The organism is Corynebacterium sp. CCM 9204 (assembly GCF_041357695.1).
GTDB lineage: Bacteria > Actinomycetota > Actinomycetes > Mycobacteriales > Mycobacteriaceae > Corynebacterium.
The window spans coordinates 361,257-387,188 of record NZ_JAUERX010000002.1; the positions used below are offsets into that span (position 1 = coordinate 361,257).

Genomic DNA, 25,932 nt, shown 5'->3' on the forward strand with positions numbered 1-25,932 from the left:
TGGCGGGTTCAGGAAGATTGATGAATGGACTGGAGGGATGGTCACATGCGGGTACTCGCGGCGATGAGTGGCGGTGTCGATTCCGCTGTCGCCGCAGCACGGGCGAAGGCTGCCGGGCATGAGGTCACAGGAGTTCATCTCGCGTTGTCGCGGGATCCGCAGACGGTCAGGGAATCGGCACGCGGGTGTTGTTCCTTAGAGGATTCCGCAGATGCGCGCCGGGTCTGTGACGCCCTCGGGATACCCTTCTATGTCTGGGACTTTTCCGAGCGTTTCCGTGCTGAGGTGATCGATGACTTCATTGATTCCTATGCTCACGGTGAGACCCCGAATCCGTGCCTGCGGTGCAATGAGAAGATCAAGTTTACGGCGTTGCTCGAGCGCGGTGTCGCCCTCGGATTTGATGCAGTGGCCACGGGTCATTACGCCCGCTTGACGCAACCGTGTGATGGCGGCGACGGATATCTGCGCAGGGCGGTTGATCCGCAGAAGGATCAGTCCTATGTACTCGGTGTGCTCGGAGCTGAGGAGATCAGTCGCTGCATGTTCCCGGTCGGGGATACCGTGAAGCCGGAGATCCGGATGGAGGCCGCCGAGATGGGCTTCGCGGTGGCGAAGAAACCTGATTCTTATGACATTTGTTTCATTCCCGATGGGGATACCCAGGCTTTTCTCGGTCGGCACATAGGGTTGCGGCCGGGGTTGGTCGTGGATGAATCCGGGCGGGAGCTCCGGGATCACGAGGGGGTTCACGCGTTCACTATCGGTCAGCGCAAGGGGCTGCGGTTAGGGGTGCCAGCGGCGGATGGTCGCCCGAGGTATGTGACCGATATTGATGCCGCCACCGGCACTGTCACCGTGGGACCTCGGGAGAAGCTTGCTGTTTCGGTGATTCATGCTGACAGGTTGAAGGTTCTGCATCCCGGGATGTCTGGGGAGTTCGACTGTGATGTTCAGGTACGGGCGCATGGTGGTGTTGTTGCGTGCCGGGCGCGTGTCGACGTTGAACAGGACCGCATGGAACTTACGCTCCGCGCACCGCTATCTGGTGTTGCCCGAGGTCAGGCTGCTGTTCTCTATCTTCCGGATACTGACGGGGACATTGTCATAGGTTCCGGCACTATCTGTCGGACGGAGTCGATCGGATGACGGGCGAGACAAGGGGGTTCGGTCTCGGGCCGATGCCGGGCGAGAATGTCGCCGTGGCGGCCGAGATCGTGGTGGGGGAGACCGGGGAGTTCCCCGCGTTTCCCGAGTTACCGGCACGGGGAGTCGGGTTCGATCAGATCGGTCGGAATGCTGCTCTCCTCGAGGGGCTGAATGTAGAACCGGGTCCCCGTGGTTGGCGGTTGTGCCCGCGTCCCCAGTTGCTTACCCGGCGTGCTGTTGACGGGTTCGAAGCCGATCTTGACGCCTGCGGAGAGGTGTGGGGATCATCGCTCAACGTACTGAAGATCCAGGTCACGGGCCCCTGGACCCTTGCCTCCGCGGTGGAATTACCTAATGGACACAGGGCGCTGACTGATCCGGGGGCGTTGCGGGATCTGAGTGGTGCGTTGATCCACGGAACGCTGGCTCATGTGGCGGAGGTACGTCGAAGGTTCGGCGTCGAGGTTGCGGTGCAGATCGACGAGCCTCTTCTCGGTGTGGTGTGCGGGGGACGACTACGGGGCACATCGGACTATGACATGATTCGGGCGGTTCCCCGGGTCGAGGCTGCGGAACGCCTGTCGACGATCGTCGATAGTTTGAGTGATTCCGGGGTACCGAGATCCGCGGTTCTGCTCAATCTCACCGCGCAGGTGCCCCTCTGGGAGGTTGCGGTGTCCTCCGGTGCGGGAACAATTCTCATTGATCCGACCCATGTGGTGGGTGCTGTGCATATGGATGGCCTGGGTGCTGCGGTGTCTGACGGGGTCCGGGTCGGATTCGGTGTCATCCCCGCAGAATCCTCCGCGATTCCCGGAAAAGCGAATCTGGAGGAATGGTCCAGGAATACGGCGGTACGGGTGGCGCGGCTCTGGGACGAGCTCGGTTTGGAACGGCATCTGCTCACGTCGATGGTGGATGTTCATCCTCAGAGCGGGCTGTCCGGGGTATCCGCCCCAGTTGCAGCGCGTGCACTTGCTGCGGCCCGGATCGTGGCGGGGATGCTATTGAGGGATGCTGGAGACCTCTAGATCGGGTTACTCAGGTATCCGTCTTCGATCATCCGTGCCATCATCGCGGCTTTTTTGGAGGCATCCCGGCCGACGGCGTGGTACTTGTTCCTGACATTCGTGGTGTGACTGCGAACCGTGTCCTCGCAGATGCGCAGGCTGTCGGCGGCGGCTCCTTTCGAGGGTGATATGAACCAGGCGCGCATGACCTCGACTTCCCTCTGGGTCAAGTGAGGGATGGATGGATTGGTACCGCGGGTTTCACTGATGATCTGGGTCATGGTGAATAGTCCTGTCGTTCGGATCCTGTCAGCGGATGGTCAGTGAGATGTGAATCGCGCTCAGAAAGGATCCTGACATTCAGGAAGGGTGCTTCCAACCCGTCAAATGTGTTGGCCATCATAAAATATGCTTCAAACATGAAGCATATTTTATGATGGGTGGTCCCGGGAAAGGGCAGGACATGGGGGCAAAAGCGGTGTGGGATCCGATAGATAGTGGCCCGTACGGGCCGGTCTGCTCGACTCGGGGTGATCGTGGTGTGGGCACTTCAACGCCGTACACGCTTCGGAGGACCCGATCTATCGCGGTATACCGGGGTTCTGGCTCAGCCGCGCATGGGCCATGAAGTGGTGATGTCGGAGGCGTCGCGCCCACGCCCTTCGAAGTAGCGTTTCAGGCTGGTCTGTGAATTGTGGTGCCACACTGCCTGGTTCTCCATGAGCTCATCAGTGTCCATTGTGCCCAGTTCCGGCCACTTCCGTACCTGCATCCAGGCGATGCGTGCGGCGGCCAGTGCATCGGACGTCGCCTCGTGGGCATTGTCGAGTCGGACCTTGTAGTGCTCACACATGGATCCGAGTGTACGGCGCCCCTTTCGGTACGGATCCTTCGCACGGTCGATCACATATGGGTCGTACACGGGTCCGGTGACGGTGAAATCACCGGTGAGACTGCGTAGAACGGTCAGATCGTAGGCTGCGTTGAAGACGATTAGGGTTAGTCCCTCGGACCAACCCCTCCTGATGCGTTCGACTGTTTCCGCCAGGACCTCCCCGTGGGGGCGACCGTGTTCCTGTGCATATTCTGTGGTGATGCCGTGCACCTCAGAGGCTTCCGCGGGGATTTCCACACCCGGATCGGCGAGGAGCTCGACGGAATCTACCTTTCTTCCCTCGATGCGAACCATCGCCGATGTGACGATGCGGGCCTCGGTGGGGTTCGCCGATGTGGTCTCCAGGTCGAAGGAGAGCATCGCGGAAGGATCGAAGTTCGTCATGACACAACCCTAGACAAGGCATCCGTGATCCGCGTCAGACGGGGCGCCAACCTGCGCCCGGGCGACCGTTAAACTGGCACGCGTGACTCAGCGCTACAACAACCCTGAAGGCCGGGCCGGTGCCGCGGCATCCACAGCGAGCGATACCGATCTTCGCAGACGGTGGAACGAACTCGCGGATGAGATCCGCTACCATCGGGATCTTTACTACAATGGTCGGCCCTCGATCCCCGACGCAGACTTCGACGCACTCTTTCGTGAACTGCAGGCACTGGAGGCGGGGCATCCTGAACTCGCGGTGCCGGACAGTCCCACGATGTCAGTCGGAGCACCGGTTTCCGGTAGCTCCAGTTTCGCCAATGTCGAGCACCCGGAACGGATGCTGAGCCTCGATAACGTCTTCGATGCCACGGAACTCGCAGATTGGCTCGCCAGAACCCCAGCCCCCAGATATCTGACCGAGCTCAAGATTGATGGACTGTCGATCGATCTCATCTACCGGAACGGACTGCTCGATCGAGCGGCCACGCGTGGTGATGGCAGGATCGGTGAGGATATCACCGCCAATGCACGGGTGATCGATGATATCCCGCACGAGCTCACCGGTAGTGCGGAGTATCCGGTTCCCGACTTGCTGGAGGTCCGGGGTGAGGTATTCATTCCCGTGGAGGATTTCGCCGAGGTGAATGCACAGCGGATCAAAGACGGCGGCAAGCCCTTCGCGAATCCCCGGAATGCCGCAGCCGGGTCACTTCGGCAGAAGAACACCGCGGATGTCCGCAAGCGTCGATTGCGGATGATCTGCCACGGTATAGGTGCAGCCGAGGGCTTCACCCCCGTCTCCCAGTATGATGCGTATCTCGCGTTGGAAGCCTGGGGGCTTCCCGTATCCCCGTATACCCGTGCCGTGAGCACGGCGGCGGAGGTACACGACCGCGTGCGCTATTGGGCGGAACATCGTCACGACGCGACTCACGAGATGGATGGTGTCGTGATCAAGGTCGATGACCTCGCCACCCAGCGAGCTCTGGGATCAACCTCCCGTGCACCTCGGTGGGCCATAGCCTACAAGTATCCCCCGGAGGAGGTCACGACCCGGCTCATCGACATCCAGGTCGGTGTCGGGCGTACCGGCCGGGTCACCCCCTTCGCGGTTATGGAGCCCGTGTTCGTCGCTGGATCCACCGTGTCGATGGCCACGTTGCACAACCAGACCGAAGTCCGACGTAAAGGCGTCCTGATCGGAGACATCGTCGTTATCCGGAAAGCCGGGGAAGTGATCCCCGAGGTTCTGGGTCCGGTCGTTGAGAAGCGGGATGGAACCGAACGTGCCTTCGTATTCCCCACTCTGTGTCCAGAGTGTGGTACCCGGATCGCGCCGACCCGGGCGGAAGATGCCGACTGGCGCTGCCCGAATACCCGAAGCTGCCCTGGTCAACTTTCCGCCCGGCTGACCTACCTGGCGGGGCGTGGTGCATTCGACATTGAGGCGCTGGGGGAGAAGGGGGCCATCGATCTGATTCGTAGCGGTATTCTCGTGGATGAATCCGGGCTGTTCTCTCTCACCGAGGATTCTCTCTCACGCTCATCGGTCTACACGACGAAGACTGGGAAAGTGAATGCCCAAGGCCAGAAACTGTTGAAGAACCTGCGGGAGGCCACGGAACGGGTGGAACTGTGGCGGGTACTCGTCGCACTGTCCATAAGGCACGTCGGCCCCACTGCGGCCCGTTCCCTAGCTGGCCGATTCCGGTCGCTGGCGGCCATGCGGGCAGCGGATATCGCGGAACTCGCGGACACCGAGGGCGTCGGTGAAGTGATCGCCCGTAGTTTCCTGGACTGGTTTGAAGTGGATTGGCATCGGACAATCGTCGACGCCTGGGCCGCTGCTGGAGTCACGATGGAGGATTCCGCTGACAACAGTGCGGCACAGACGCTCAAAGGCCTTACCGTGGTCATCACCGGATCACTGCAAAACTACACGCGGGACAGTGCAAAAGAGGCCATCATCTTCAGAGGAGGAAAAGCCTCCGGATCGGTGTCAAAGAAAACCGACTTCGTGGTGGTCGGGGACAATGCGGGTTCGAAAGAGACGAAGGCCCGGGAACTGGGACTGCGGATTCTCGATGAAGACAGCTTCACCCGTTTACTGGAAAGGGGGGTCGCGGCGTTGGACACCGTCGACTGATCCCTTATTTCCCGGTTACTTCAGTATTGACCCGATGATGTCGCCCAAGTGCCCGAGGTGTTCGACTTCGCTGGCGAGGAAATCGGGTCCACCGGGCCTCCCCACCACTAGCGCGAGAGTAGTTCCCCGGATCGGGGTAGCTGCGAGTGCCGAGTCGAGGAGCGTCCAGGACTCTGGAATCCAGGTGTCCCGTTCCCGGTCGAGGATCCGGGAGCAATCTATCCCGGTCTCTGGATTCGAGCCGTCATCTTCTGGAGCGGCCTGCGATGCAGCTATTCGGGTGAGTCGTGGTTCCGTGTTTAGGACGATGCCCCAGCCGGACGTCATTGTCCTGGGGAGGACGGTGACAAGTTCGGTCATCGCGCGATTCACGTTCCGGCGGTGTCTGGCGACGAGGGCGAGCATTTCGATCTGGCCCCGTCTGTCGACGGTCCCGGAGAATGGGCGGATTGAGTCGACCTGCACGCCCTCCACTTGTTCAGCGGCGCTGATCAGGGAATCCGGAAGGAGCGTCGAGGGAAGAGAAACGACGATGTCATCCATCGCGGTACCGTCCGGGAACGTCGATACGACGTCGACGGACTGGATGTTGCCCTCCACCAGGCCGAGCGCCTCCGCTAGTTGGCCGAGGCTTCCCGGGACGTCGGGCAGGAGCACGCGGAGGAGGTAGGACATCGTTAGCAGGTGACCTTTCGGGGAGTGTCATCGTTGTCCCGCATGCGGTTAACTCAGTGGGTTCCCGTCATGCGGAAATGGTGTCCAGTTCCCGGATGGGATGACACCCAGCCGCGGCATCGTGGACACCGGTTCATGATGATAACGCCTGAACGTGTCCCGAAGTTCCCGGAGAGATCAGCGGCCGAGGGTCGCGAGTTCATTGTCGTCGGCGTTTCCACCTGTCACCACGATTGCACAGTGGTTAGCGGAGGCTGTTTCCCTGCGGAAGTCAGCGAGCAGTCCCGCGAGTCCGGCGGCGCCCGCACCTTCGGCGAGAGTGTGCGCCCGGGTCGCGAGAATCCTCCGGGCGAGGTCTATTTCCGTATCGTCGACGAGTATGAAATCGTCCAGCCCACGCATGATCCTCTGCGGCTCCGGGTAACTCGAACCGGTGGCCAGGCCCGCAGCTCGGGTCATGGGGGTGATCTCCGTCGGTTCGCCTGTCGTCCATGCGCGGTGCGCGGCGGGGGCCTGAGCGGACTGCACTCCGATTATCCGACATTCCGGGGCCAACGCGTCCCGAACGAGTATCGACCCGCAGGCTCCTGTTCCGCTACCGACCGGGACGTAGACCACCTCCAGGTCGGGGTGCTGCTGTAAGAGTTCGAGGTAGACACCACCGTGTCCCGCGATTATATCGGGGTCTGAGGGGCTCACGAAGACTCGGTTCGGATACTCGTCGCGGGCATGGGTGAGCGCCTCGGACATCGTGGCTCCATACCGGACAACCCGGGCACCCCAACCGCTGATTGCGTGAACCTTTGCTTCTGGGGTGGTTTCGGGGACGACGATGAGTGCGTCGACCCCGTTCCGGGCGGCGCTCCAAGCGATCGACTGGGCGTGATTACCTGTCGATGCGGTGACCACCGATTCGAGGCGGGTTCCCTGGGCCATTCGTTCAGCGAAGTAGGAGATGCCGCCCCGGATCTTGAACGCACCGGTTGGTTGGGTGTTTTCGTGTTTCACCACGACGGACGCCCCACCACAGACGGCATTAAGGGTGGGGTAACTGAATGCTGGTGTGGGTGGAAGAATTGCAGTGTAATGGCGGTGCGCTGTCCGGATGTCCTCAAAATCAACCATGACACCAGTCTCTGCACACCAGAACCATTCGTCCAAGCGATTGTTTATCTGATATCTATCGGTGGTATCGATCTTTTTATGAATCCCGAAAATACACGAGGAGCAGACCGTGATTGATGTCGAGAGACTCCGGGTACTCGTGGCTTTCGCGGAACACGGTACGCTGACCCGGGCTGCGAAAGCACTGTGGATGACCCAGCCGACTGCCACACACCACCTCCATCGGCTCGCAGCCGAAACCGGAGCAACCTTGGTTGTGAGGTGCGGACGCACCCTCGTGCTCACTGCGGAGGGCGAGGAACTCGCCCGTCGCGGCAGGGGAATACTCGCGGAACTCGAACGGATCGACCGGGATCTCGCGGCGATGAGCCGACTCGAACGGGGCACTGTACGTATTGCATCGTTTCCTTCCGCCACGGCAACTCTCATTCCCGGTGTACTCACGCGGATCGCGGAGCGCTTCCCGGACCTCACCCTCGACGTGATTGCTGCGGAACCGCCCGCTGCCACCACCGCGTTGGCTGAGGGGACCGCAGATCTTGCTCTCACCTTCACTTATGGAACCGATGCTGCTGAAGCCGGGTCCGTCCTATTCCGGGAAGACCTCAACCTCGTTGTCCCCACGGATACCCCGCTCCCCGTGGATCTGTCTGTGGAAGGAAATGCCGTCTATCCTGGGGCACTGCGTGCATTCTCCGAACGGAGATGGCATGCTGGCTGCCCGAGTTGCCGGACCCATCTGATCACGCTCTGCGAAGACGCGGGCTTCACCCCGGAGACAGGCTATTCCAGTGACGACTACGTGGCCGTGCAGGCGCTCGTCGCAGCGGGACACGGCGTGGCGCTCCTGCCTGATCTCGCCCTGGCTGCCCACCGTCACCCCGGTGTCAACGTGCTCCGACTCTTGGGGCGGGGGCGGGATGTTCGGCTTGTCAGCAGAGGGCGGGAGCCGCACGCTCCATCGGTCGCGGCGGTTGTCGGGGCTGTCCGGGAGCTGGCGTCGGAGCGCGTCGGTGATTCAGAGCAGCTCTGAGTAGTGGGCTAGAGATGGGGCTGCGGTGGCTCACCGGTGGATACTGGAAGCGGTGCGTTAGAGTGGTGGGCGCACAAACACCGTGACGCACCGCCCTGTCGTCCCGCTACGTTTCAGGCGTCCGCCGGAAGTAAGGGGAGGTGCGCTCCGACGTGACAATAATGACGCGAAAAGAGGAAGCACAGACGTGTCCCAGATTTCCCGTGAAGAGGTGGCGCACCTCGGCAAACTGTCCCGGTTGGCCCTCACAGATGAAGAGCTTGACGCCTTTGTCGACCAGATCGACGACATCATCTCCAACGTCAGTGCGGTCCGGAGCGTCGATGCCTCGGACGTCGAGCCGATGAGCCACCCGCATGTCATCCAGACCCCGATGCGCGAGGACGTCGTTCTGCCGACCCTCTCCGCCGAGCAGGCGCTCGATCAGGCGCCCGCCGTAGAAGAGCAGCGTTTCCAGGTTCCGCACATCCTCGGGGAGGAAGACTAGATGACCACCGATCTGCGCTACACCGCCTCCGGCAATGAATTGACCCGGCTGACCGCTGCGGAACTGGCCGAGAAAATTCACTCCCGTGAGGTCACCTCCGTCGAAGTCACCCGCGCCCATCTCGACCGCATCAACGCCGTCGACGGGGAGATCCACGCATTCCTGCATGTCGGTGAGGAGGCCGCCCTGGCGGCAGCGGCCGAGGTTGACCGCACCCTGGATGCAGGAGAGAAGCCAGCATCGGCACTCGCCGGTGTTCCGCTCGCGCTGAAGGACGTGTTCACCACGACCGACGCCCCCACCACCTGTGGCTCGAAGATGCTCGAGGGTTACATGAGCCCCTATGACGCCACGGTGACCGGTCGGATCCGTGCCGCGGGCATCCCGATCCTGGGTAAGACCAACATGGACGAGTTCGCCATGGGATCGTCCACTGAGAACTCGGCATACGGCCCGACCCGGAACCCGTGGGATCCGGAGCGTACCGCCGGTGGTTCAGGTGGCGGCAGCGCCGCTGCCCTCGCCTCCGGTGAGGCGCCGCTCGCCATCGGCACCGACACCGGTGGTTCCATCCGCCAGCCAGCCGCGCTCACCGATACAGTCGGCGTGAAGCCGACCTATGGCACCGTGTCCCGCTACGGACTCGTCGCCTGCGCCTCATCCCTGGACCAGGGTGGCCCCACCGCGCGTACCGTGCTCGATACCGCATTGCTGCATGAGGTCATCGCGGGCCATGATCCCTTTGATGCAACCAGTGTTAACCGGCCGGTCGCCGATGTTGTCGGTGCCGCCCGCTCCGGTGCCACCGGTGATCTCAGCGGTGTGAAGATCGGGCTAGTCAAGCAGTTCGACAGAGAGGGTTTTCAACCCGGTGTCCTCAACTCCTTCCATGCAGCCGTCGAGCAGCTCAGGAACCAAGGGGCGGAGATTGTCGAGGTCGACTGCCCGTACTTCGACGAGGCTCTCGGCGCTTACTACCTGATCCTCCCGTGCGAGGTGTCCTCTAACCTCGCCCGCTTCGACGGCATGCGCTACGGGCTACGGGTTGGTGATGATGGGGAGCGGTCCGCTGAAGAAGTTATGTCGCTATCCCGTGCCGCCGGATTCGGCCCCGAGGTCAAGCGCCGCATCCTCCTCGGTACCTACGCTCTATCAGTCGGCTACTACGATGCCTACTACCTGCAGGCGCAGCGTGTCCGCTCACTTATCGCGCGGGATTTCGCCAGTGCGTATGAGAAATGTGATGTCCTGATTTCCCCGACGACGCCGACGACGGCGTTCAAGCTGGGTGAAAAGGTTTCCGATCCGATGGCGATGTACAACTTTGATCTGTGCACGCTACCGCTCAACCTCGCCGGTGTCTGCGGTATGTCCCTGCCGTCAGGTCTGGCAACCGATACGGAACTGCCCGTCGGTCTACAGATCATGGCCCCCGCATTCGCTGATGATCGGCTTTACCGGGTCGGCGCCGCCTTCGAAGTGGGGCGTGGCTAAACTCCGTCAAACGGATTATCACGACAAGAACCGGCCCCACAGTTCAACTGTGGGGCCGGTTCTTGTCTCCCGGTCTACGGGGAATCAGGCGCGGTCACTGACTAGATATGCGGTACCTGCGGTGATGCTGGTGACGGCGAGAACAGCAGGCCAGGAACCGATCTTCTTGGCCAGCGGATGCGAGGCTCCGAATGCCCCGATATAGAGACCTGTGAGTGCGGTTGCGGTGAGTGGCCCCTTCTGGGCCGCCCAGGTACGGGCAGCCCAGATTCCGGCGGCCCCGAGTAGAACTCCACCGAGGGGGCGGATACCGGTTTCGCGGGCGGTTAGCCACCCACCGATCAGACCCGTGGTGACCACCGCTGCCGTGTTGACGTCTTCTGCTTTCTTCAATGTCATATCCATGTTGTCCACCTTAGAGCCTTTGAGATCGGTCCAGTGAGACCGAAAAGAAGACGACCGCACACACGTTTTCTCCTGCCACCAGAAAAGATCGTGCGTTCCGTTGTCTCCTGGGCCGGAGGAAAAAGGGAGCACACACTCACCGACCTGAATCTGCAACTGTACCCCGGTACACATGGTGTCACCGGTCGTAACGGTGCCGGAAAGACAACCTTCCTCGAACTGCTCACCGGGGAACTCGACCCAGATGAGGGAATCAGAACCGCGTCCTTGTGGTCGGTGGGCTGATCATCCTCGCGGCGATCCTACCGGGAGAATGCTACCCACCACCTGTCGTCACCGTCTGGACGGACGGCCACCTGTCCAGACCCGATACGTCGCCGGGAATGGGCGCCGCATCCACGGGACTGATCCTCGTCATACACCCTCCACCACCTGCTGGCAGATGTGCTTGCCACCGTCGCATCGGGCCACGCCCGCGCGTTCCGACGGGTCGTCCACTGGCTGTATACCGGGAATAGGCTGCGGGAGTCACGTGGTAAAGGAAGTGGCGAACATTTGCGGTTACCGCAGGGTCAACGCCTAACCTGAGCGTCATGACCATGACGCTCACGATCCGTGACCTGGCCGTGTTCGCGGAGGTCACCACCCGCACGATCCGGCACTACCACGACATTGGCCTCATGCCACCCGCCGGTCGGGACGGATCCGGACAGCGTATCTATGTTCCGGAGGACGCGGTGCGCCTGGTCCGTATCCGGAACCTCATCGAGGCGGGGTTCAGCTTGAACGACATCCTCGACGTCCTTCCTCCCGGTGCCTGGGACATCGACGGCGACGTCTACCGGTCACTGCGGCAGCGGGTTGACAGGCGTCTCGACGCCGAGGAGAAGACCGTGCGCGCTCGGCGGGCCAGGCTTCGGGAACTCGCTGACCCCGACCGCATAGGACTTCCCACCGAGGCCATAGAGATACTCGGGGAGTGGCGCCGGATCGGGATTCGCGAGGAGCTGATCGCGGCGACCAGGGCGACATGGACGGTCTGTGCGGTGGTCTTCCCCGGCCGTTTCCGGGAACGCCTCCGCCATGGTGCCGGTGACCTGGATTACCCGGAGTACCGGCACCTGCTCACCGATATCTCGGAGCTCTGGGACACGGACCCGGATGATCCCGCCGTCGAGCACACCGCCCGGCGGCTGGCGGCCTATCTCAGTGCCACGTACGGCCCGGACAAGGAACAGTTCGTGACCCCGGACTCCGCTGTCGTCGATTCCGTGATCGAGTTCTATCCGCCGGCACTCGTGCGGTTCAATGAACTCGTTTACCGGTTGTACGTCAATGATGCGGAACAGTGAACAAGTCGGGCGATCCACTGACGGAACCGTCCCCCCGGATCTCTTGCGGTTGCCCCAACGGAAGCAACTAGCGTCCCAGCCATGACGATGCTCACCATCAGAGAACTGGCCGCCTTCGCGGGGGTCTCGGCACGAACGATCCGGCACTACCACGACATCGGGCTCATGCCGCCCGCCGGTCTGGACAGCGCGGGGCGACGGATCTACGTCCCGGCCGACGCCGTACGGCTCGCCCGGGTCAGGTCCCTCGCCGGGCTGGACTCGCCGGAACTCGTCGGGTTGTCCGACGGGAACGCGGCGCTGTTCCGCCGATGGCGGGAGATCGGGGTCGCCGAGGAATTCATCCGTGCGATCGGCCGGGTGTGGGTCGTTTGCCGGTCGGTGTTCCCGGACACGTTCGACGACGGCGTCCGGTGGGCGACCGAGGCCCTCGAGTCCGCGGAGTACCGGGTGCTGCTCCGGTACGTCAGCCACCTGTGGACGGTGGAACCGGACGATCCTCTCGTGGCGGAAATCGCCCGCCGGGCGGCCGACTACATCCGGCAGCTCGACGAGGAGGAACTCCGGAGGGGAGAGTTCCCCACATCGGTGGTGCTCGACTCCGTGATCGGGGACATCCCTCCGGCCATCATTCGGTTCAACGAACTAGTCGGACAGCTCACGGGCACGGAGGTCGCACGATGACGACCGGTACCCCGGCGCGGCACCGCGCCTCCGCGTGGCTCTACCTCTCCTCCGCCGGGCTCTCGCAGTTCGGCAACTCCATCGCGCTGATCACCTGGCCATGGCTGATCCTCGAACGGACCGGGGACCCCGCAGCCGCGGGCACCGTCGTTGCGGTCACCGCGCTCGCCGCACTGGTCGTGTCGTTCATCGGGGGTCAGATGATCGACACACTGGGGCGCAAACCTATGAGCGTGATCTCCGACATGATCAGCGGACTCTCCGTCGTCGCCCTCATCGCCGTCGACGCCTCCCTGGAGCTGACACTCGCCTGGTTCATCGGGCTCGCCGTGTTCGGCGCGGTCGGTGACGTACCCGGAATGGCCGCCAGACAGTCACTGCTCGGCGACGTCTCGGCCACGTCCGGGGTATCCCGGGACAGACTCGCCGGGATCATGCAGACACTCGTGGGTGTCGCTGCACTGATCGGGCCTGCACTCGGAGGCGTGCTGATGGCGGTGCAGCCGGTGATCACGGTGCTCTGGATAACCGCAGGCTGTTCCTTCGCCGCTGCAGCGTTGACCACTGTCGTGCGGGTCACGCATACAGGTGGCTACGCCAGGGACATGGACCCGGAGGTTCCTGACATGGGCGTCGTACGTCAGTGGCGCGAGATCCTCACCCACCCCATCGTGCGCCTCCTGCTCATCATGGAACTGGTGTCCACCATGCTCGTCGTCCCGTATCTGGTGATCCTCCTGCCCGCCCATTACCAGTCCGTCGACGCCCCGGCCGTGATGGGGGCGGTGCTCGCCGCCTACGCCGTCGGATTCGTCATTGGCGGTGGCTTGGCCACGATTCTGGGCACCCGACGCAGGCGGACGCTCTGGGCGACCACCGTCGTCCTGTTCGTCCTGGCGTTTCTCTTCCTGGGCGGACTCGGCCGTGATCCGCTGGTGTTCACCGGAATGGCGCTCGCCGGGATCGGTGCCGGTCTCTTCGGGCCACTGCATCTCGTCCTGATCACCGAGACCGTGCCCGACCGGGTGCGCGGGCGGACCCTGTCCCTGTTCACCGCGGCCGGAAGTCTCAGCCAGCCGGTCGGGCTCACCGTGACCGCACCGCTGATCGCCACCTTTGGTGTCTACCGCACGGCCCTCGGTATCGGGCTCAGCTTCCTTCCCTTCGGCATGTGGTCCGGGGTCCGCGGAGTCCGGACAGTGCCGCCGGCGCAGTCGGAACCCAACCTGGAGCCGACGACCGGGGACAACCGGGATGCAGTGACAGTGGAGGGCGCAGAACAGCGGTAGTCGTAGGATGGGCGGGGTGACCGATATCCGATCCGCGTCCCCCGTCCTGCCCGAGAAACAGGCATGGCGCGCACTTGCCGCGCTGTGTATCGGGTTCTTCATGATCCTTCTCGACCAAACGGTGGTGGCGGTGGCGACGCCGCAGTTCCAGACGGAGCTGGGGGCGTCGCTCAACGCAGTCGTCTGGGTCACGTCGATCTACCTCATCACATTTGCGGTGCCGCTCCTAGTTACCGGGCGTCTCGGTGACCGGTACGGTCAGCGCAACGTGTACCTCGTCGGCATGATCATCTTCACCCTCTCCTCACTGGCCTGTGGGCTCGCCCCCAGCATTGAGTGGCTCATTGCAGCACGAGCCGTTCAGGGGCTCGGGGCATCGATTCTCACCCCTCAGACCATGAGTGTGATCAACCGGATCTTCGCTAGGGAACGCCGAGGTGCAGCCATGGGTATCTGGGGAGCTGTCGCCGGGTTTGCGTCCCTTGCTGGCCCACTTCTTGGTGGCCTAATCACCGGCACCCTCGGCTGGCAGTGGATTTTTTTCATCAACATCCCCTTCGGGGTACTAAGTCTGGTGATGGTGGCGAAATGGGTACCTACCATGGAGAAGACGACGCGCCAGGTTGATGTCCTGAGCGTTGTGCTCTCTCTGTTCGCTGTGTTTGGTGTCGTCTACGCCATGCAGCAGGGGCCGAAGCTGAACTGGCCCGGGTGGATCTGGATCGTGTTCTTCGGCGGGATCATCTCGATGCTCCTGTTTCTCTGGCGTCAGCACACGGCGGGAGAGCAGGGCACCGACCCGTTGATTCCCCTCGGTATTTTCAGAAACCGAAATTTCTCCATCGGTGCATTCTCGATCGCGACGATGGGATTCGCCGTTGCGTCCATCGCGCTACCGATGATGATCTACCTGCAGAATGGTCTCGGGATGAGTGCGGAGAAAGCCGGGCTCATGCTTGTCCCCACCGCTGTCATTTCCGGAGTTCTTTCGCCGTTTGTCGGTCGGCTCGCTGACCGGGTTCACCCGAGGACACTCTCGATGATCGGCTTCGGGGCGATGACCGTCGCGGTCGGGGTGCTTGCCGCTGTGATGCGTGACGGTATTTCCGTTTGGTGGCTTCTCTTACCGATTCTGCTCATGGGAGTGGGACACGGGTTCATCTGGTCGCCCAATTCGGCGACCGCGATGAGAGATCTGTCACTCCATCGACTTGGTGCGGCTTCGGGTGTGTACAACACCACACGACAGGTCGGATCTGTCGTCGGTGCGGCGGCCGTCGGGGCAGCAATGCAGATAGGAGCAGCGAAAACGTCTCTCGGGAATGCGATGGGGAACGCAGTAATCATCACGGCCTGCGTACTTTTTCTTGGTTTTGTTTCTGTTTCTTTCTTCAGATCATCTTCCGAACGGGCATCTGGTGGTAAGGCAGACTAAGATAGAAACTATGCGAATTGCGACACTGACCTCCGGCGGCGATTGCCCCGGCCTCAACGCTGTCATCCGCGGTATCGTCCGCACTGCTAGCTCGGACTACGGCTCAACTGTCGTCGGATATCAGGACGGTTGGGTCGGTCTCATGGAGGACCGCCGTGTCCAGCTCTACGACGACGAGTCCATTGACCGGATTCTTCTCCGGGGCGGCACGATTCTCGGAACCGGTCGGCTTCACCCCGATAGGTTCAAGAACGGCCTCGAACAGATCAAGGCGAATCTGGCAGATGCCGGTGTCGATGCCCTGATCCCCATCGGAGGTGAAGGAACACTCAAGGGGGCTAAATGGCTTTCTGATAACGGTATCCCCGTGGTCGGTGTTCCGAAGACGATTGATAACGACGTCAATGGAACCGACTACACCTTCGGTTTCGATACCGCCGTGTCCGTCGCCACGGATGCCATTGATCGGCTGCATACTACAGCGGAGTCCCATAACCGGGTCATGATCGTCGAGGTGATGGGCCGTCACGTCGGTTGGATTGCCCTGCACGCAGGTATGGCAGGTGGCGCGCACTACATCGTGATTCCGGAGCAGCCTTTCGACGTCGCGGAAATCTGCAAAGCCATGGAGCGACGCTTCCAGATGGGGGAGAAGTACGGCATCGTCGTCGTCGCGGAAGGTGCTATGCCCAAGGAAGGCACCATGGAACTCAAGTCCGGGGGAGTGGACCAGTTCGGGCATGAGATCTTCACCGGGATGGGGCAACAGATTGCCGACGAGATCCAGGCTCGGGCTGGACATGATGTCCGCACCACGGTTCTCGGGCATATCCAGCGTGGTGGCACCCCCACCGCCTACGACCGGGTTCTGGCCACCCGCTACGGTGTGCACGCAGCCCGCGCCTGCCACACAGGTGACTTCGGCAAGGTTGTCGCTCTGAAAGGTGAGCACATCAACCTCATTGATCTCGAAGAGGCTGTGGGTACTCTGAAGCGGGTTCCTGAAGGTCGCTACCGCACCGCCCAAGCACTGTTCGGCTGACGCTGTTCCATGCGCGCACCACCCCGGAAGAACAACTGTTCTTCCGGGGTGGTGCGCGTTGACCGGTGTCTTCAGGCCTGTGGCACCTTCATTTCCGTTGTGTGGTTCTGTGTGGTTCGAGGGCAGGGATGGTACTGAATCTGAGTGGTCTGATCGTCGGGGTCTTCGTCGTGACAGGTTCACCGTTCTCTTCCTGCGGGCGTTCACCCGGGAACCGTAAGGATCCGAAGCGGCGCCCTATCCGGTCCTCGAGGACGGGAACTCGGGAGTGGACGCGCGGCATCTACCGGTGAGCCGTTAGACTGTCGGGCATGACTGCTCCGGTAAATGATCTTATGGATTTCGATGAGGTACTCGCACACTTTGACCCGGTGATGGGGCTGGAGGTTCACGTCGAGCTGCAGACGGAGACGAAGATGTTCTCCGCGTCCTCCGCGAACTTCGGTTCGGCCCCGAACTCCAATGTCGACCCTGTCAGCCTCGGGCTGCCGGGGGCACTGCCTGTCGTCAATGCAAAAGGCGTGGAATGGGCGATCAAGATCGGACTCGCGTTGAACTGCTCCATCGCTGAATCGTCCCGCTTCGCCCGAAAGAACTACTTCTACCCGGATCAGCCGAAGAACTACCAGATCTCCCAGTACGATGAACCCATCGCCTATGACGGATACCTGGACGTCATTCTCGATGACGGCAGCACCTGGCGAGTGGAGATCGAACGTGCGCACATGGAGGAGGACACCGGTAAGCTGACGCACCTCGGCGGTTCGGAGGGGCGGATCCAGGGTGCGACATCTTCACTGGTGGACTGCAACCGCGCCGGGGTACCGCTCATCGAGATCGTGACCAAACCTATTGAAGGCGCCGGGGGCCGAGCCCCGGAGGTCGCGCGAGCCTATGTCACCGCTCTCCGTGATCTGGTCAAGGCACTCGGTGTTTCCGATGCTCGCATGGATCAGGGTTCGATGCGAGTCGATTCCAATCTTTCGCTGCGCCCCATCGGGCAGAGCGAGTTCGGTACCCGCACCGAGACCAAGAACATCAACTCGCTGAAGTCCGTCGAGCAGGCCGTGCGTTACGAGATGCAGCGCCAGGCCCAGGTCATCACTGAGGGCGGTTCGATCCGCCAGGAGACTCGTCACTACCACGAGACGGACGGTTCGACGACGGCTGGGCGAATCAAGGAGACCGCGGAGGAGTACCGCTACTTCAATGACCCCGATCTCCCTCCCGTGGTCGCCCCACGAGAATGGGTCGAGGAGATCCGTGCCACCCTGCCCGAATTGCCCTGGGTGCGCAAGGCTCGGATCCGTGAAGAATGGAAGCTCTCCGACGCGGAGATGCGTGATCTGGTCAACGCCGGTGCCCTTGATCTCATCATCGCTACCGTTGATGAGGGAGCCACCCCGGCCGAAGCCCGCTCGTGGTGGGTTTCCTACCTCACACAGAAGGCCAACGAGGCAGGTTGTGACTTGGAACAGCTCGACGTCACCCCGGCTCAGGTCGCCCGTGTCGCCGCACTGGTCAAGGAAGGGAAGCTGACCAACAAGCTTGCGCGTCAGGCCGTCGACGGGGTCCTCGCCGGCGAGGGGGACATCGACGAGGTCGTCGCCGCACGTGGCCTCGAGGTGGTTCGCGATGACGGAGCCATCGAGAAGGCAGTTGACGAGGCGCTCGCCGCGAATCCCGACATCGTGGAGAAAATCCGTGGCGGGAACGCCAAGGCAGGTGGGGCGATTGTCGGCGCGGTGATGAAGGCCACCCGGGGTAAAGCTGACCCCGCACTGGTGAACAAGCTCATTGCGGAGAAGTGCCGCTGATCCTGAGTGGGACTGGCGCGAGCCTTTGGTTCCACTGTTTTGGGGTGCCCGCCACGAATTCAAAAGGACTCCGTGGCGGGCACCACTTTGTCCACCGACTGAAGTAGGTCTTGGCATCGATGAAATGGATGTTCCAGTCGTGACAGCCAGGTTTCCCGTAGAGGTCACAGCGGTCAGGACGCTGGGAAAACAGGCTGTTCAGGAATATCGATCCGATGGATATGGGTTATCATGTCCGGTATCGTTACAATCTCCCTTTGGCGATACCCAGGTCAAGGGACTTCGCCTCCACGACAAGTCTTCGACGATCCTCCGGAGAGGGAGAACCCCACATGTTCAAACGAGTAATGGCAATCGCGATGGCCTTCGTTGGCCTGAGCGTCGGTGCCGGATTTGCATCCGGTCAGGAGGTGCTCCAGTTCTTCGTCGTGTTCGGTCACGCCGGGCTCTGGGGAGCGGTATCGGTCGCGGTGATGATGTGTGTGGTCGGTCTCGTCATCTTGCAGCTCGGAAGCTACCATCAAGCCAGCGAGCATACTGCGGTGCTGGATAAGGTGGCGCACCCTGTCGCCGTGAAATTCCTCGACGGTTCAGTGATGTTGACCATCTTCTCACTGGGGATGGTCATGTTCGCCGGGGCCGGAGCCAACCTCAACCAGCAGTTTGGACTCCCGGTGTGGATTGGGGCGGTTATACTCCTCGTTCTCGTCCTGATTCTCGGACGACTCGACGTGGACAAGGTCAGCAACATTATCGGGGCGATTACCCCGGGAATTATCCTGTTCATCTTCATCGCCGCTGTTTACGCTTTCGCCACAGCCCCGGATGACTGGTCACATCTCGAGGCCTCCGCTGCGACGATCCATACGACGTTGCCCAACGTCTGGGTCGCTTCCCTGAACTACCTGGGATTCTCGCTGATTGTCGTCGTTTCGATGTCCATCGTCATCGGTGGTTACTACCTCAATGCCCGAGTCGCCGGCCTCGGTGGACTCATTGGTGGCGGAACCTTCGGGCTGATGCTGTGTCTTGTCGCGTCCTCGCTGTTTCTCAAGGTGGACATGCTCAAGGATGATGCGATGCCGATGCTGACTCTTGTGGGCCTCATGCACCCGATCATGGGTACCCTCATGTCGGTGGCCATCTACGGCATGATCTTCAACTCCGCGCTGGGGATGTTCTATGCGCTCACCCGCCGACTGACGGTGAATAATCCTCAGAAGTTTAATTCCACTTTCGTGATCGCGGTCTTGGTGGGCTTCGTTCTGAGTTTCCTAGGGTTCCGTACCCTCGTCACCTATCTCTACCCTCTGCTCGGGTACGTTGGTGTCGCTCTCATGGTTGTTCTCATCTATGCCTGGATCCGTGACCGCGGAATGATCGTGACAGAAGTTAAACGGCGTAAACGCATACGCGTTCTCATGGCTCGAAAACTTGATCCCGCGAAGAAGTTCACCGCCGGGCACCAGCGGGAACTGGACCGTCGTCTGAAGGCATCGAACATCGACGAGGATGAGATGGCGGCGACCGTTCAGGAGAAGGTCGAACGTGAGCTCCACGAGGATGACTCTGTCGACTTCTCCATCGATGGAGGGACAACCGAAAATGGTACACCCCGCGTGAGGTAATCCAGTCTGTCCTGACATAGGTGACGCCCCTGATTCCCGCGAGATGAGGAACCGGGGGCGCCACCGAATCCGGGGAAGGACTCGTTACCTACGATGAGAGGAAACTGCTGCCGAAGGTGCTCATCCAGGAACTGGAGACTCCTCCCGCCGGGGGCTCTTCCGGAACAGTTGTCCCCTTCCTCCGGAGGATGACCTTACGCGATGAACCTGCGAGACCTGCGGTATCGACTACGAGGGTTGTCGCCGTTGGTGTCGCGTTCACAGTAACTCCTTCTCCGGAGGACACGGGCCATTCACCCGGGACGGTGATTGTCAGGCTCGATTCCTCCTGGGTGGGGTCCGCGGCGGTCACAGTCAGTTCGTCCGCCGCGTGTTCAGCCAGGACGACGGCTGGCTTGTCGAAGCCCCAGGTGGCGTAGACACCGGGTTTCCAGACCGCGAAACCAGTGGCTTCACCGCTCTGGATGACCTGTGCACTGGCATCATTCTGTTCAATCTTCGCCGCAGGTGCTGGACCGGCCAGTGCCTCCGCGATTCTGCGGGTGTCTTCTACGCTGGCTTTGGGGAGAAGGATCCAGGCGCCACCCTCGGCGGATTCACCGACGTGATCGAACTGGATGGTCGCCCAAGTTCGGGTGACCGGCTCGGCAGCGCCGGGGTAGGTGCGTCGGAAGGGGTTGACCTCGAGCCAGGTGTTCGTCCGTTCGGTGATGCTCGCTCTGACGGATCCCGGGGTGAGGAAGACATATCCCGCAACTCCCTCAAGATGTGCCCACTTCGGATTTGCGACCGTGGATTCCCCGCTCACGCGCTTACCATCCACTGTGAGTGCAGGATCTCCGTTGGCACCCATGTTGCGGTGTTCGACGACCGTCAGCGCCGGACTGTTCGGTGCTTTGACCCCTCCGACGAGTTCGACGACGGAGTCTGTGGTACCCAACCAGAGCCGTCGAGCTTCCAGTCCGTTGAGATCGGGCCCGATCAGGTGCATGGCGGCGAGACTTAGTGGCCCGCTTGTCAGCCCTCCCGTCCATTCATTTTGTGGGGTTTCTACACCCCAGGGCTGCCCGACTCCACGCCTCAGCTCATGGTGATCCACGGTGGTTCCCGGGGGAGCGGCGTAGTCGATGGTGCACCAGAATTCATCCTCGTACTGGCCCATGCTCTCCGGCAGTAGGAGATAGCGCATGCCGCTTCCGGTCCGTGACCCGAGTTCATTCTCCTGGTTTCCGTACTCGTACCACGAGATCCGTCGGGAACACATGGAAACCGCCATGGTCCAGTCTTTGCTGCGGTGAATAAGGCGATCCATCGACGGAAACATCTTGGGTTCGGCGAGCGCTGGCGCGGCGGGACTGTTCAATGCTCGCAGAACCAGCGCGAGTTGCGAAATACTGGTTGTTGCGGTGAAGTCATTGTAGGTGTTGCGGTGGAGCCATCCCGAGCAAGTGCGCCGCCATCGTTCCGCATATTCGGCTGGAGCCCGTTCCGCTAGGCGAATGATCGAGGTGAGTATGGAAATACCGTGGGAGGAACCTGGCTCCACTTTCCGGGAGATGGAGCGTCCACGAACGATGTCAAGTGCTTGACCGTCGACGATGATCGGGATGTAAGCCTGATCGACGAGATAGTAGACACGGTTTTTTCCTTCCTCGCTGATGTCGAAGCCGGTGTTCGCCACCAGATCGAACATGAGGGAGAGACCCGAGATGAGGACATTGCCGTACGCGCCTGTGTAGGGGATGTTGGTGTGCTGGATGAATGAGCCGTCGTGGTAAAAACCATCGCCGGTATCGACGAACTGCCATGTGTCTGACAATCCGTTGAGTGCGCTGCGTAGCCGTTCCTCGTCTTTAACGGCAATTGCGCTGCACGCGACTGCGCGGCACAGATCTAGTCGGTTTGCTCCGGTCGAGGTTTTACGGGAGGCGCCTTTGTTTACCTCCTGCTCTTTGGGGTCCGGGATGAAGTGGTTGATTCCTGTGGCTGCCCGAGTCCGAATGTCTTCCGGTAACTCCTCGCCGAGGAGACACATGATGTCTCCGATGGCCCGGGCTGCGCCGGATTCCCAGTCCCACCAATTTCCGTATTCGAACTGGTTGGGGTTGTACCGCAGCCGCAGGAACCTGTCGAAGCTCTCGATCGTAGTGGCTAGCACCGACTCGTTGCGGAAGTGCCTCGAACCGGGAATCGCCCAGCCTGTGGCCATGGTGAGGATTCCGCGGGCGGTGGAGGTGATGTCGGGGGATTTCTCGGCCGCGAGGTTCTTGCTCTTGAAAACCGTAGTCATGGCTTCGGAACCTGTGGCGAGGTCGGCCAGATTCTTGTCGATCGAGCGATCGAGCGAGGCGAGCAGGGGAATAAAAACTGGATCTTTTGGATCGTAGAGATTGTTTGCAGTGATGATGTCGACCCAGCGTTGACGGAGCTCAGTGAAGAGTGAATCCGGGATTTCGGCTGCTGCCGCCTTCTGGAAAACGCCCCCCATCGCGGTGACTACGCCCGCCATTGCGGAGGCTTTGAGGAATGTTCGTCTGGTTAGCGGCATTGATTCTCCTTGATCGGTCGGGTGGTGACTTATCACCTGGTAGGTATACGTCGCGCCGGAACAGCCGGAGCTGCACTTGCCCCGGCTCTCGTATCCTTTTTAGTAAAAAAACCTTCAACCGCAGGATAACCACTGAATCGCGGGAGTAAAGGGTCTGCGATATTGCGACCGTCACAATAATGGAGATCATGTGGTTTAACGTCTGAAGTTGCCTGCGCTGCGGTGTGGATCTAGCCCCGAAGGAGTGGGGAAAGGGGAGTGAACCACCCCCGGACATGTATGTGAGGTGAAAGCTGTGTGGTGTATCCGACATCTACGCTGCGGGGTGTCGAACGGGGTGGAGGATGGAGGGGCATCGACAAGCGGTGACGCTCGGGGCACACTGGATGCATGCCTTTCAATCCGGACAACCAACCCGCTTATCAACCGGCTGCAGATCGTTACCGCGATGTTCCGTACCGTACTGTCGGGCACTCCGGGCTGAAGCTCCCGGTCGTCTCCCTCGGAATGTGGCACAACTTCGGTGACGATAAACCTGTGGAGACCCAACGGGCTATCATTCGTCGTGCCTTCGACCGCGGTGTCACCCATTTTGACCTGGCCAACAACTACGGCCCTCCCAACGGTTCCGCCGAAATCAACTTCGGGCGCATTCTCGACGAAGACTTCCGGGGCTTGCGGGACGAGATGATCATCTCATCCAAAGCTGGATGGGACATGTGGCCCGGGCCCTACGGTTTCGGCGGTTCACGGAAGTACCTGATGTCATCTCTCGACCAGTCGCTGCGTCGCATGGGCCTTGACTATGTCGACATCTTCTACCATCATCGGCCCGATCCCGAGACTCCGTTGGAGGAGACGATGTATGCCTTGAGAGACATCGTCTCCAGTGGCAAAGCACTTTACGTCGGGGTGTCCAGCTATGGTCCAGAACTGCTTACCGAAGCCGCCGAGATGATGGCGGAGGAGGGCTATCCACTACTCATTAACCAGCCCAGCTATTCCATCGTCAACCGATGGGTCGAGGAACCCGGTGAGGACGGGGACAGTCTTCTGGAGGCCGCAGCCGATAACGGGGTCGGTACGATCGCATTCTCACCACTTGCACAGGGGTTACTCACCGACCGCTACCTCTACGGGGTACCGGAGGACTCGCGCGCGGCCGCGCACAAGTCATTGTCTGGGGACATGTTGAGTGACGAGAACATCGGGATGATGCGCAGACTCAACGATATTGCGCAGGAGCGTGGGCAAACACTCGCGCAGATGGCCATCTCTTGGGTCCTCCGGAGCCAGGGGAGGTACGGGGAGCAGTCGGTGGCGTCAGCACTGGTCGGGGCCTCCTCCGTCGAACAGCTCGACCAGAACATCGATGCCGTGCAGAACCTGACGTTCACCGATGTGGAGTTGTCGGCCATCGACGAAATCGCCAGCGATGCGGGGATTAATATCTGGGCGCAAGCGACACGGTCAAAGACCCGGGAAAAGTGACGCCCCAGTGCACGGGAACACCCCGCATCCGGTTGACTTCCGGTGCGGGGTGTTCCCGTGCACTGGGGCTTCGGGGTTGTACCTGATGTTTTGGCGGCAATCATGGGGTCCGAGTCAGTGGAAGAGCAGCCGAACCGCGATGATGATCATCACGACACCAATGGCGATGTTAACCATTCGTGCGACATTGGGTCGGGACAACGGGCCAGACAGTTTCCGTGCGCCGTATCCGATTGTCGGCATCCAGATGCTCGATGCCAATAATGCCCCCGCAGCGAAGTACCACCGACCGATCTCCCCGTATTGATTCGCGATGCCGCCCAGCATGACCACAATGTCCACGTAGGCTGCGGGATTGAGCCAGGTCATCGCGAGGGCTGCGAGGATGGGTTTCACCCAGACCCGTTGTGGTACTTGTTTTGCCGTGTGAAGGGTGCGTTCTGCGACTGCTACTGAACCCGTTCCGCCAGGAGACGTGTTGATGGTGTACCTGTTGTCATCAGGGAGGGGGGAGACGCTGGGATTCTGTTCGTCTCGGGTGAACGTGTTTTGGTCGGGATGAAAGGCTTCCCGAAATGAGGTGAATGCAAACCAGATGAGATAGGCGAATCCGAGGTACTTCATCAGGTCGAGGATGACGGGTGCTCTGTCGATGATGACACCGACACCAGCGGTGGATCCGATGATGAGAATGTATTCGGAAACGAGACAGACAGTGACAACTGCTCCGACGGCGGTGCGGCGGATTCCCTGCCGAAGTAAAAGGGTGTTCTGGGGTCCGATGGCAATGATGAGCGATAGGCCCATGAGGAAACCGTGGAGTGCGACGTTCATGGTTCTGATGGTGTCACCGGGTGGCGGTTAAGAAAAGTTAAAGTTTTTGAATGTGCGTTAGAATTGCTTCATGAATCCGATTCACCTGGCCACACTGCTCGCTGTCCTCGATGAAGGTTCTTTCGAAGGTGCCGCTGACGCTCTCTCGCTCACGCCATCCGCAGTGAGTCAACGGATCAAAGCGCTTGAATCCCAGGCGGGAAGGGTTTTGATCCGTCGTACCAGTCCGACCACTGCCACTGCTGCGGGGGAGGTGCTTGCCCAGGCCGCCCGCAGGATGGCTCTTCTGCAGGCTGAGACAGATGCCCAGCTCCGGGGTCGCCTCGCGCGTGTTCCCCTCAGTGTGGCGATCAATGCGGACTCTCTCGCCACCTGGTTCACCCCTGTGTTCTCGGATGTCGCCTCCTGGGACTCCGCGACCCTTCAACTCCGGGTTGAAGACGAGTCGCATTCCCTGAAGCTGCTCCGCCGTGGTGATTGTCTTGGGGCTGTCACCAGGGAACACTCGCCGGTTTCAGGATGCACGGTCAGTCCTCTCGGCATCATGCGTTATCGCGCGGTGGCAGCCCCGGAACTCCGGGATGTGTATACGGTTAACGGGAGGCTCGACTGGGCTGCTATGCCAGCACTGCGTTACGGGCCGAATGACAAGATCCAGGATTCAGACTTGACTGGGCGGGTCGATCGATTGCCTCGGCATCGCCGCATCTCCCAGATTCCCTCGTCGGAGGGTTTTGTCGAGGCCGCCCGAGCGGGACTCGGATGGGGGCTAGTTCCTGAGATTCAGGCTGCGTCATTCCTCGATTCCGGGGAACTCGTGCTTCTCGACGAACGTGTCTCCATCGTCCCGTTGTTCTGGCAGCACTGGCGGCTGGAATCTCCGCTGCTGCAGAAACTCACAGATTCCGTGGTGGCTGCGGCGGCGGAGAGTCTCGAACCGGTGTCCTAACCTCACGTAGTCACCGCC

At 61.1% G+C, this 25,932-nt stretch carries 23 protein-coding genes; 16 read left to right on the forward strand and 7 right to left on the reverse strand.

Features of this window, described 5'->3' with window-relative positions; genetic code table 11:
- The first annotated feature begins 45 nt into the window (after nt 1–45).
- The gene (mnmA, locus tag QWU43_RS05760) at nt 46–1,149 is read left to right on the forward strand and encodes a tRNA 2-thiouridine(34) synthase MnmA (protein WP_370915358.1); all 1,104 of its coding nucleotides are present in this window, start codon (nt 46–48) and stop codon (nt 1,147–1,149) included.
- Nucleotides 1,146–2,180: a hypothetical protein gene (locus tag QWU43_RS05765; protein WP_370917353.1), complete on the forward strand. Its 1,035-nt coding sequence runs from the start codon at nt 1,146–1,148 to the stop codon at nt 2,178–2,180. The genes mnmA and QWU43_RS05765 overlap by 4 nt, the downstream gene beginning before the upstream one ends.
- Here QWU43_RS05765 and QWU43_RS05770 read toward each other — a convergent pair.
- A complete protein-coding gene (locus QWU43_RS05770; RefSeq protein ID WP_370915056.1) occupies nt 2,177–2,440 on the reverse strand; it encodes a helix-turn-helix transcriptional regulator in 264 nt (87 codons plus the stop codon). The two genes, QWU43_RS05765 and QWU43_RS05770, sit on opposite strands and share 4 nt — an antisense overlap.
- Before the next feature lie 326 nt (nt 2,441–2,766).
- Nucleotides 2,767–3,438, reverse strand: a complete 672-nt coding sequence (locus tag QWU43_RS05775) for a 3'-5' exonuclease (RefSeq protein ID WP_370915055.1) — start codon at nt 3,436–3,438, stop codon at nt 2,767–2,769.
- An 82-nt stretch (nt 3,439–3,520) separates the two neighbouring features.
- Between QWU43_RS05775 and ligA the strand changes: the two genes are divergently transcribed.
- On the forward strand, nt 3,521–5,626 hold the full coding sequence (ligA, locus tag QWU43_RS05780) for an NAD-dependent DNA ligase LigA (protein ID WP_370917354.1): 2,106 nt from the start codon (nt 3,521–3,523) through the stop codon (nt 5,624–5,626).
- 15 nt (nt 5,627–5,641) lie between these two features.
- Here ligA and QWU43_RS05785 read toward each other — a convergent pair whose 3' ends face one another.
- Both QWU43_RS05785 and QWU43_RS05790 read right to left on the reverse strand, forming a co-directional pair.
- Complete coding sequence (locus QWU43_RS05785) at nt 5,642–6,301, reverse strand: amino acid-binding ACT domain protein (protein ID WP_370915053.1); 660 nt, start codon at nt 6,299–6,301, stop codon at nt 5,642–5,644.
- A 177-nt stretch (nt 6,302–6,478) separates the two neighbouring features.
- Nucleotides 6,479–7,426, reverse strand: a complete 948-nt coding sequence (locus tag QWU43_RS05790; RefSeq protein ID WP_370917355.1) for a threonine/serine dehydratase — start codon at nt 7,424–7,426, stop codon at nt 6,479–6,481.
- Nucleotides 7,427–7,535: 109 nt separating this feature from the next.
- On the opposite strand from QWU43_RS05790, the gene QWU43_RS05795 reads away from it, so the two are divergent.
- The 3 genes from QWU43_RS05795 to gatA all read left to right on the forward strand — a co-directional run bounded on the left by QWU43_RS05795 (nt 7,536) and on the right by gatA (nt 10,440).
- On the forward strand, nt 7,536–8,459 hold the full coding sequence (locus QWU43_RS05795; protein ID WP_370917356.1) for a LysR family transcriptional regulator: 924 nt from the start codon (nt 7,536–7,538) through the stop codon (nt 8,457–8,459).
- A 187-nt stretch (nt 8,460–8,646) separates the two neighbouring features.
- Nucleotides 8,647–8,946 carry an Asp-tRNA(Asn)/Glu-tRNA(Gln) amidotransferase subunit GatC gene (gatC, locus tag QWU43_RS05800; RefSeq protein ID WP_370917357.1) on the forward strand — a complete coding sequence of 100 codons (300 nt, stop codon included), beginning with the start codon at nt 8,647–8,649 and terminating at the stop codon, nt 8,944–8,946.
- Nucleotides 8,947–10,440, forward strand: a complete 1,494-nt coding sequence (gene gatA / locus QWU43_RS05805; protein WP_370915050.1) for an Asp-tRNA(Asn)/Glu-tRNA(Gln) amidotransferase subunit GatA — start codon at nt 8,947–8,949, stop codon at nt 10,438–10,440.
- An 84-nt stretch (nt 10,441–10,524) separates the two neighbouring features.
- Here the strand turns inward: gatA and QWU43_RS05810 are convergent, their stop codons facing one another.
- Nucleotides 10,525–10,845 (reverse strand): hypothetical protein, encoded by a 321-nt coding sequence (locus QWU43_RS05810; protein ID WP_370915049.1) that lies wholly within the window; start codon nt 10,843–10,845, stop codon nt 10,525–10,527.
- A 90-nt stretch (nt 10,846–10,935) separates the two neighbouring features.
- On the opposite strand from QWU43_RS05810, the gene QWU43_RS05815 reads away from it, so the two are divergent.
- From QWU43_RS05815 to QWU43_RS05850, 8 genes are all read left to right on the forward strand, one after another.
- The gene (locus QWU43_RS05815; RefSeq protein ID WP_370917358.1) at nt 10,936–11,130 is read left to right on the forward strand and encodes an ATP-binding cassette domain-containing protein; all 195 of its coding nucleotides are present in this window, start codon (nt 10,936–10,938) and stop codon (nt 11,128–11,130) included.
- A gap of 308 nt (nt 11,131–11,438) precedes the next feature.
- Complete coding sequence (locus QWU43_RS05820) at nt 11,439–12,197, forward strand: MerR family transcriptional regulator (protein ID WP_370917359.1); 759 nt, start codon at nt 11,439–11,441, stop codon at nt 12,195–12,197.
- A gap of 81 nt (nt 12,198–12,278) precedes the next feature.
- Nucleotides 12,279–12,881, forward strand: a complete 603-nt coding sequence (locus QWU43_RS05825) for a MerR family DNA-binding transcriptional regulator (RefSeq protein WP_370917360.1) — start codon at nt 12,279–12,281, stop codon at nt 12,879–12,881.
- Nucleotides 12,878–14,170, forward strand: coding sequence for an MFS transporter (locus QWU43_RS05830; protein ID WP_370917361.1), 1,293 nt, complete (start codon nt 12,878–12,880; stop codon nt 14,168–14,170). The genes QWU43_RS05825 and QWU43_RS05830 overlap by 4 nt, the downstream gene beginning before the upstream one ends.
- A 7-nt stretch (nt 14,171–14,177) precedes the next feature.
- On the forward strand, nt 14,178–15,605 hold the full coding sequence (locus QWU43_RS05835; protein ID WP_370915044.1) for a DHA2 family efflux MFS transporter permease subunit: 1,428 nt from the start codon (nt 14,178–14,180) through the stop codon (nt 15,603–15,605).
- Nucleotides 15,606–15,615: 10 nt separating this feature from the next.
- Nucleotides 15,616–16,647 (forward strand): 6-phosphofructokinase, encoded by a 1,032-nt coding sequence (locus QWU43_RS05840; RefSeq protein ID WP_370915043.1) that lies wholly within the window; start codon nt 15,616–15,618, stop codon nt 16,645–16,647.
- A 311-nt stretch (nt 16,648–16,958) separates the two neighbouring features.
- On the forward strand, nt 16,959–18,464 hold the full coding sequence (gene gatB / locus QWU43_RS05845; RefSeq protein WP_370915042.1) for an Asp-tRNA(Asn)/Glu-tRNA(Gln) amidotransferase subunit GatB: 1,506 nt from the start codon (nt 16,959–16,961) through the stop codon (nt 18,462–18,464).
- A gap of 332 nt (nt 18,465–18,796) precedes the next feature.
- Nucleotides 18,797–20,092 carry a hypothetical protein gene (locus QWU43_RS05850; RefSeq protein ID WP_370915041.1) on the forward strand — a complete coding sequence of 432 codons (1,296 nt, stop codon included), beginning with the start codon at nt 18,797–18,799 and terminating at the stop codon, nt 20,090–20,092.
- An 88-nt stretch (nt 20,093–20,180) separates the two neighbouring features.
- Here the strand turns inward: QWU43_RS05850 and QWU43_RS05855 are convergent, their stop codons facing one another.
- Complete coding sequence (locus QWU43_RS05855; RefSeq protein WP_370917362.1) at nt 20,181–22,640, reverse strand: polysaccharide lyase family 8 super-sandwich domain-containing protein; 2,460 nt, start codon at nt 22,638–22,640, stop codon at nt 20,181–20,183.
- A gap of 390 nt (nt 22,641–23,030) precedes the next feature.
- Here QWU43_RS05855 and mgrA point away from each other — a divergent pair, with 390 nt between their 5' ends.
- Nucleotides 23,031–24,131 (forward strand): L-glyceraldehyde 3-phosphate reductase, encoded by a 1,101-nt coding sequence (mgrA, locus tag QWU43_RS05860; protein WP_370917363.1) that lies wholly within the window; start codon nt 23,031–23,033, stop codon nt 24,129–24,131.
- Nucleotides 24,132–24,245: 114 nt separating this feature from the next.
- Here the strand turns inward: mgrA and QWU43_RS05865 are convergent, their stop codons facing one another.
- Nucleotides 24,246–24,965, reverse strand: coding sequence for a LysE/ArgO family amino acid transporter (locus QWU43_RS05865; protein ID WP_370917364.1), 720 nt, complete (start codon nt 24,963–24,965; stop codon nt 24,246–24,248).
- Between the two features lie 70 nt (nt 24,966–25,035).
- On the opposite strand from QWU43_RS05865, the gene QWU43_RS05870 reads away from it, so the two are divergent.
- A complete protein-coding gene (locus QWU43_RS05870; protein WP_370915037.1) occupies nt 25,036–25,914 on the forward strand; it encodes a LysR family transcriptional regulator ArgP in 879 nt (292 codons plus the stop codon).
- Nucleotides 25,915–25,932: the final 18 nt, after the last annotated feature.

What these genes read in the sequence shown, in the direction of transcription:
- mnmA (WP_370915358.1), top strand. Translation starts at nt 46, where the DNA reads ATGCGGGTACTCGCGGCGATGAGTGGCGGTGTCGATTCCGCTGTCGCC.
- QWU43_RS05765 (WP_370917353.1), top strand. Translation starts at nt 1,146, where the DNA reads ATGACGGGCGAGACAAGGGGGTTCGGTCTCGGGCCGATGCCGGGCGAG.
- QWU43_RS05770 (WP_370915056.1), bottom strand. Translation starts at nt 2,440, where the DNA reads ATGACCCAGATCATCAGTGAAACCCGCGGTACCAATCCATCCATCCCT.
- QWU43_RS05775 (WP_370915055.1), bottom strand. Translation starts at nt 3,438, where the DNA reads ATGACGAACTTCGATCCTTCCGCGATGCTCTCCTTCGACCTGGAGACC.
- QWU43_RS05785 (WP_370915053.1), bottom strand. Translation starts at nt 6,301, where the DNA reads ATGTCCTACCTCCTCCGCGTGCTCCTGCCCGACGTCCCGGGAAGCCTC.
- QWU43_RS05790 (WP_370917355.1), bottom strand. Translation starts at nt 7,426, where the DNA reads ATGGTTGATTTTGAGGACATCCGGACAGCGCACCGCCATTACACTGCA.
- gatA (WP_370915050.1), top strand. Translation starts at nt 8,947, where the DNA reads ATGACCACCGATCTGCGCTACACCGCCTCCGGCAATGAATTGACCCGG.
- QWU43_RS05810 (WP_370915049.1), bottom strand. Translation starts at nt 10,845, where the DNA reads ATGGATATGACATTGAAGAAAGCAGAAGACGTCAACACGGCAGCGGTG.
- QWU43_RS05820 (WP_370917359.1), top strand. Translation starts at nt 11,439, where the DNA reads ATGACCATGACGCTCACGATCCGTGACCTGGCCGTGTTCGCGGAGGTC.
- QWU43_RS05825 (WP_370917360.1), top strand. Translation starts at nt 12,279, where the DNA reads ATGACGATGCTCACCATCAGAGAACTGGCCGCCTTCGCGGGGGTCTCG.
- QWU43_RS05830 (WP_370917361.1), top strand. Translation starts at nt 12,878, where the DNA reads ATGACGACCGGTACCCCGGCGCGGCACCGCGCCTCCGCGTGGCTCTAC.
- QWU43_RS05835 (WP_370915044.1), top strand. Translation starts at nt 14,178, where the DNA reads ATGGGCGGGGTGACCGATATCCGATCCGCGTCCCCCGTCCTGCCCGAG.
- QWU43_RS05840 (WP_370915043.1), top strand. Translation starts at nt 15,616, where the DNA reads ATGCGAATTGCGACACTGACCTCCGGCGGCGATTGCCCCGGCCTCAAC.
- gatB (WP_370915042.1), top strand. Translation starts at nt 16,959, where the DNA reads ATGACTGCTCCGGTAAATGATCTTATGGATTTCGATGAGGTACTCGCA.
- QWU43_RS05850 (WP_370915041.1), top strand. Translation starts at nt 18,797, where the DNA reads ATGTTCAAACGAGTAATGGCAATCGCGATGGCCTTCGTTGGCCTGAGC.
- QWU43_RS05855 (WP_370917362.1), bottom strand. Translation starts at nt 22,640, where the DNA reads ATGCCGCTAACCAGACGAACATTCCTCAAAGCCTCCGCAATGGCGGGC.
- mgrA (WP_370917363.1), top strand. Translation starts at nt 23,031, where the DNA reads ATGCCTTTCAATCCGGACAACCAACCCGCTTATCAACCGGCTGCAGAT.
- QWU43_RS05865 (WP_370917364.1), bottom strand. Translation starts at nt 24,965, where the DNA reads ATGAACGTCGCACTCCACGGTTTCCTCATGGGCCTATCGCTCATCATT.
- QWU43_RS05870 (WP_370915037.1), top strand. Translation starts at nt 25,036, where the DNA reads ATGAATCCGATTCACCTGGCCACACTGCTCGCTGTCCTCGATGAAGGT.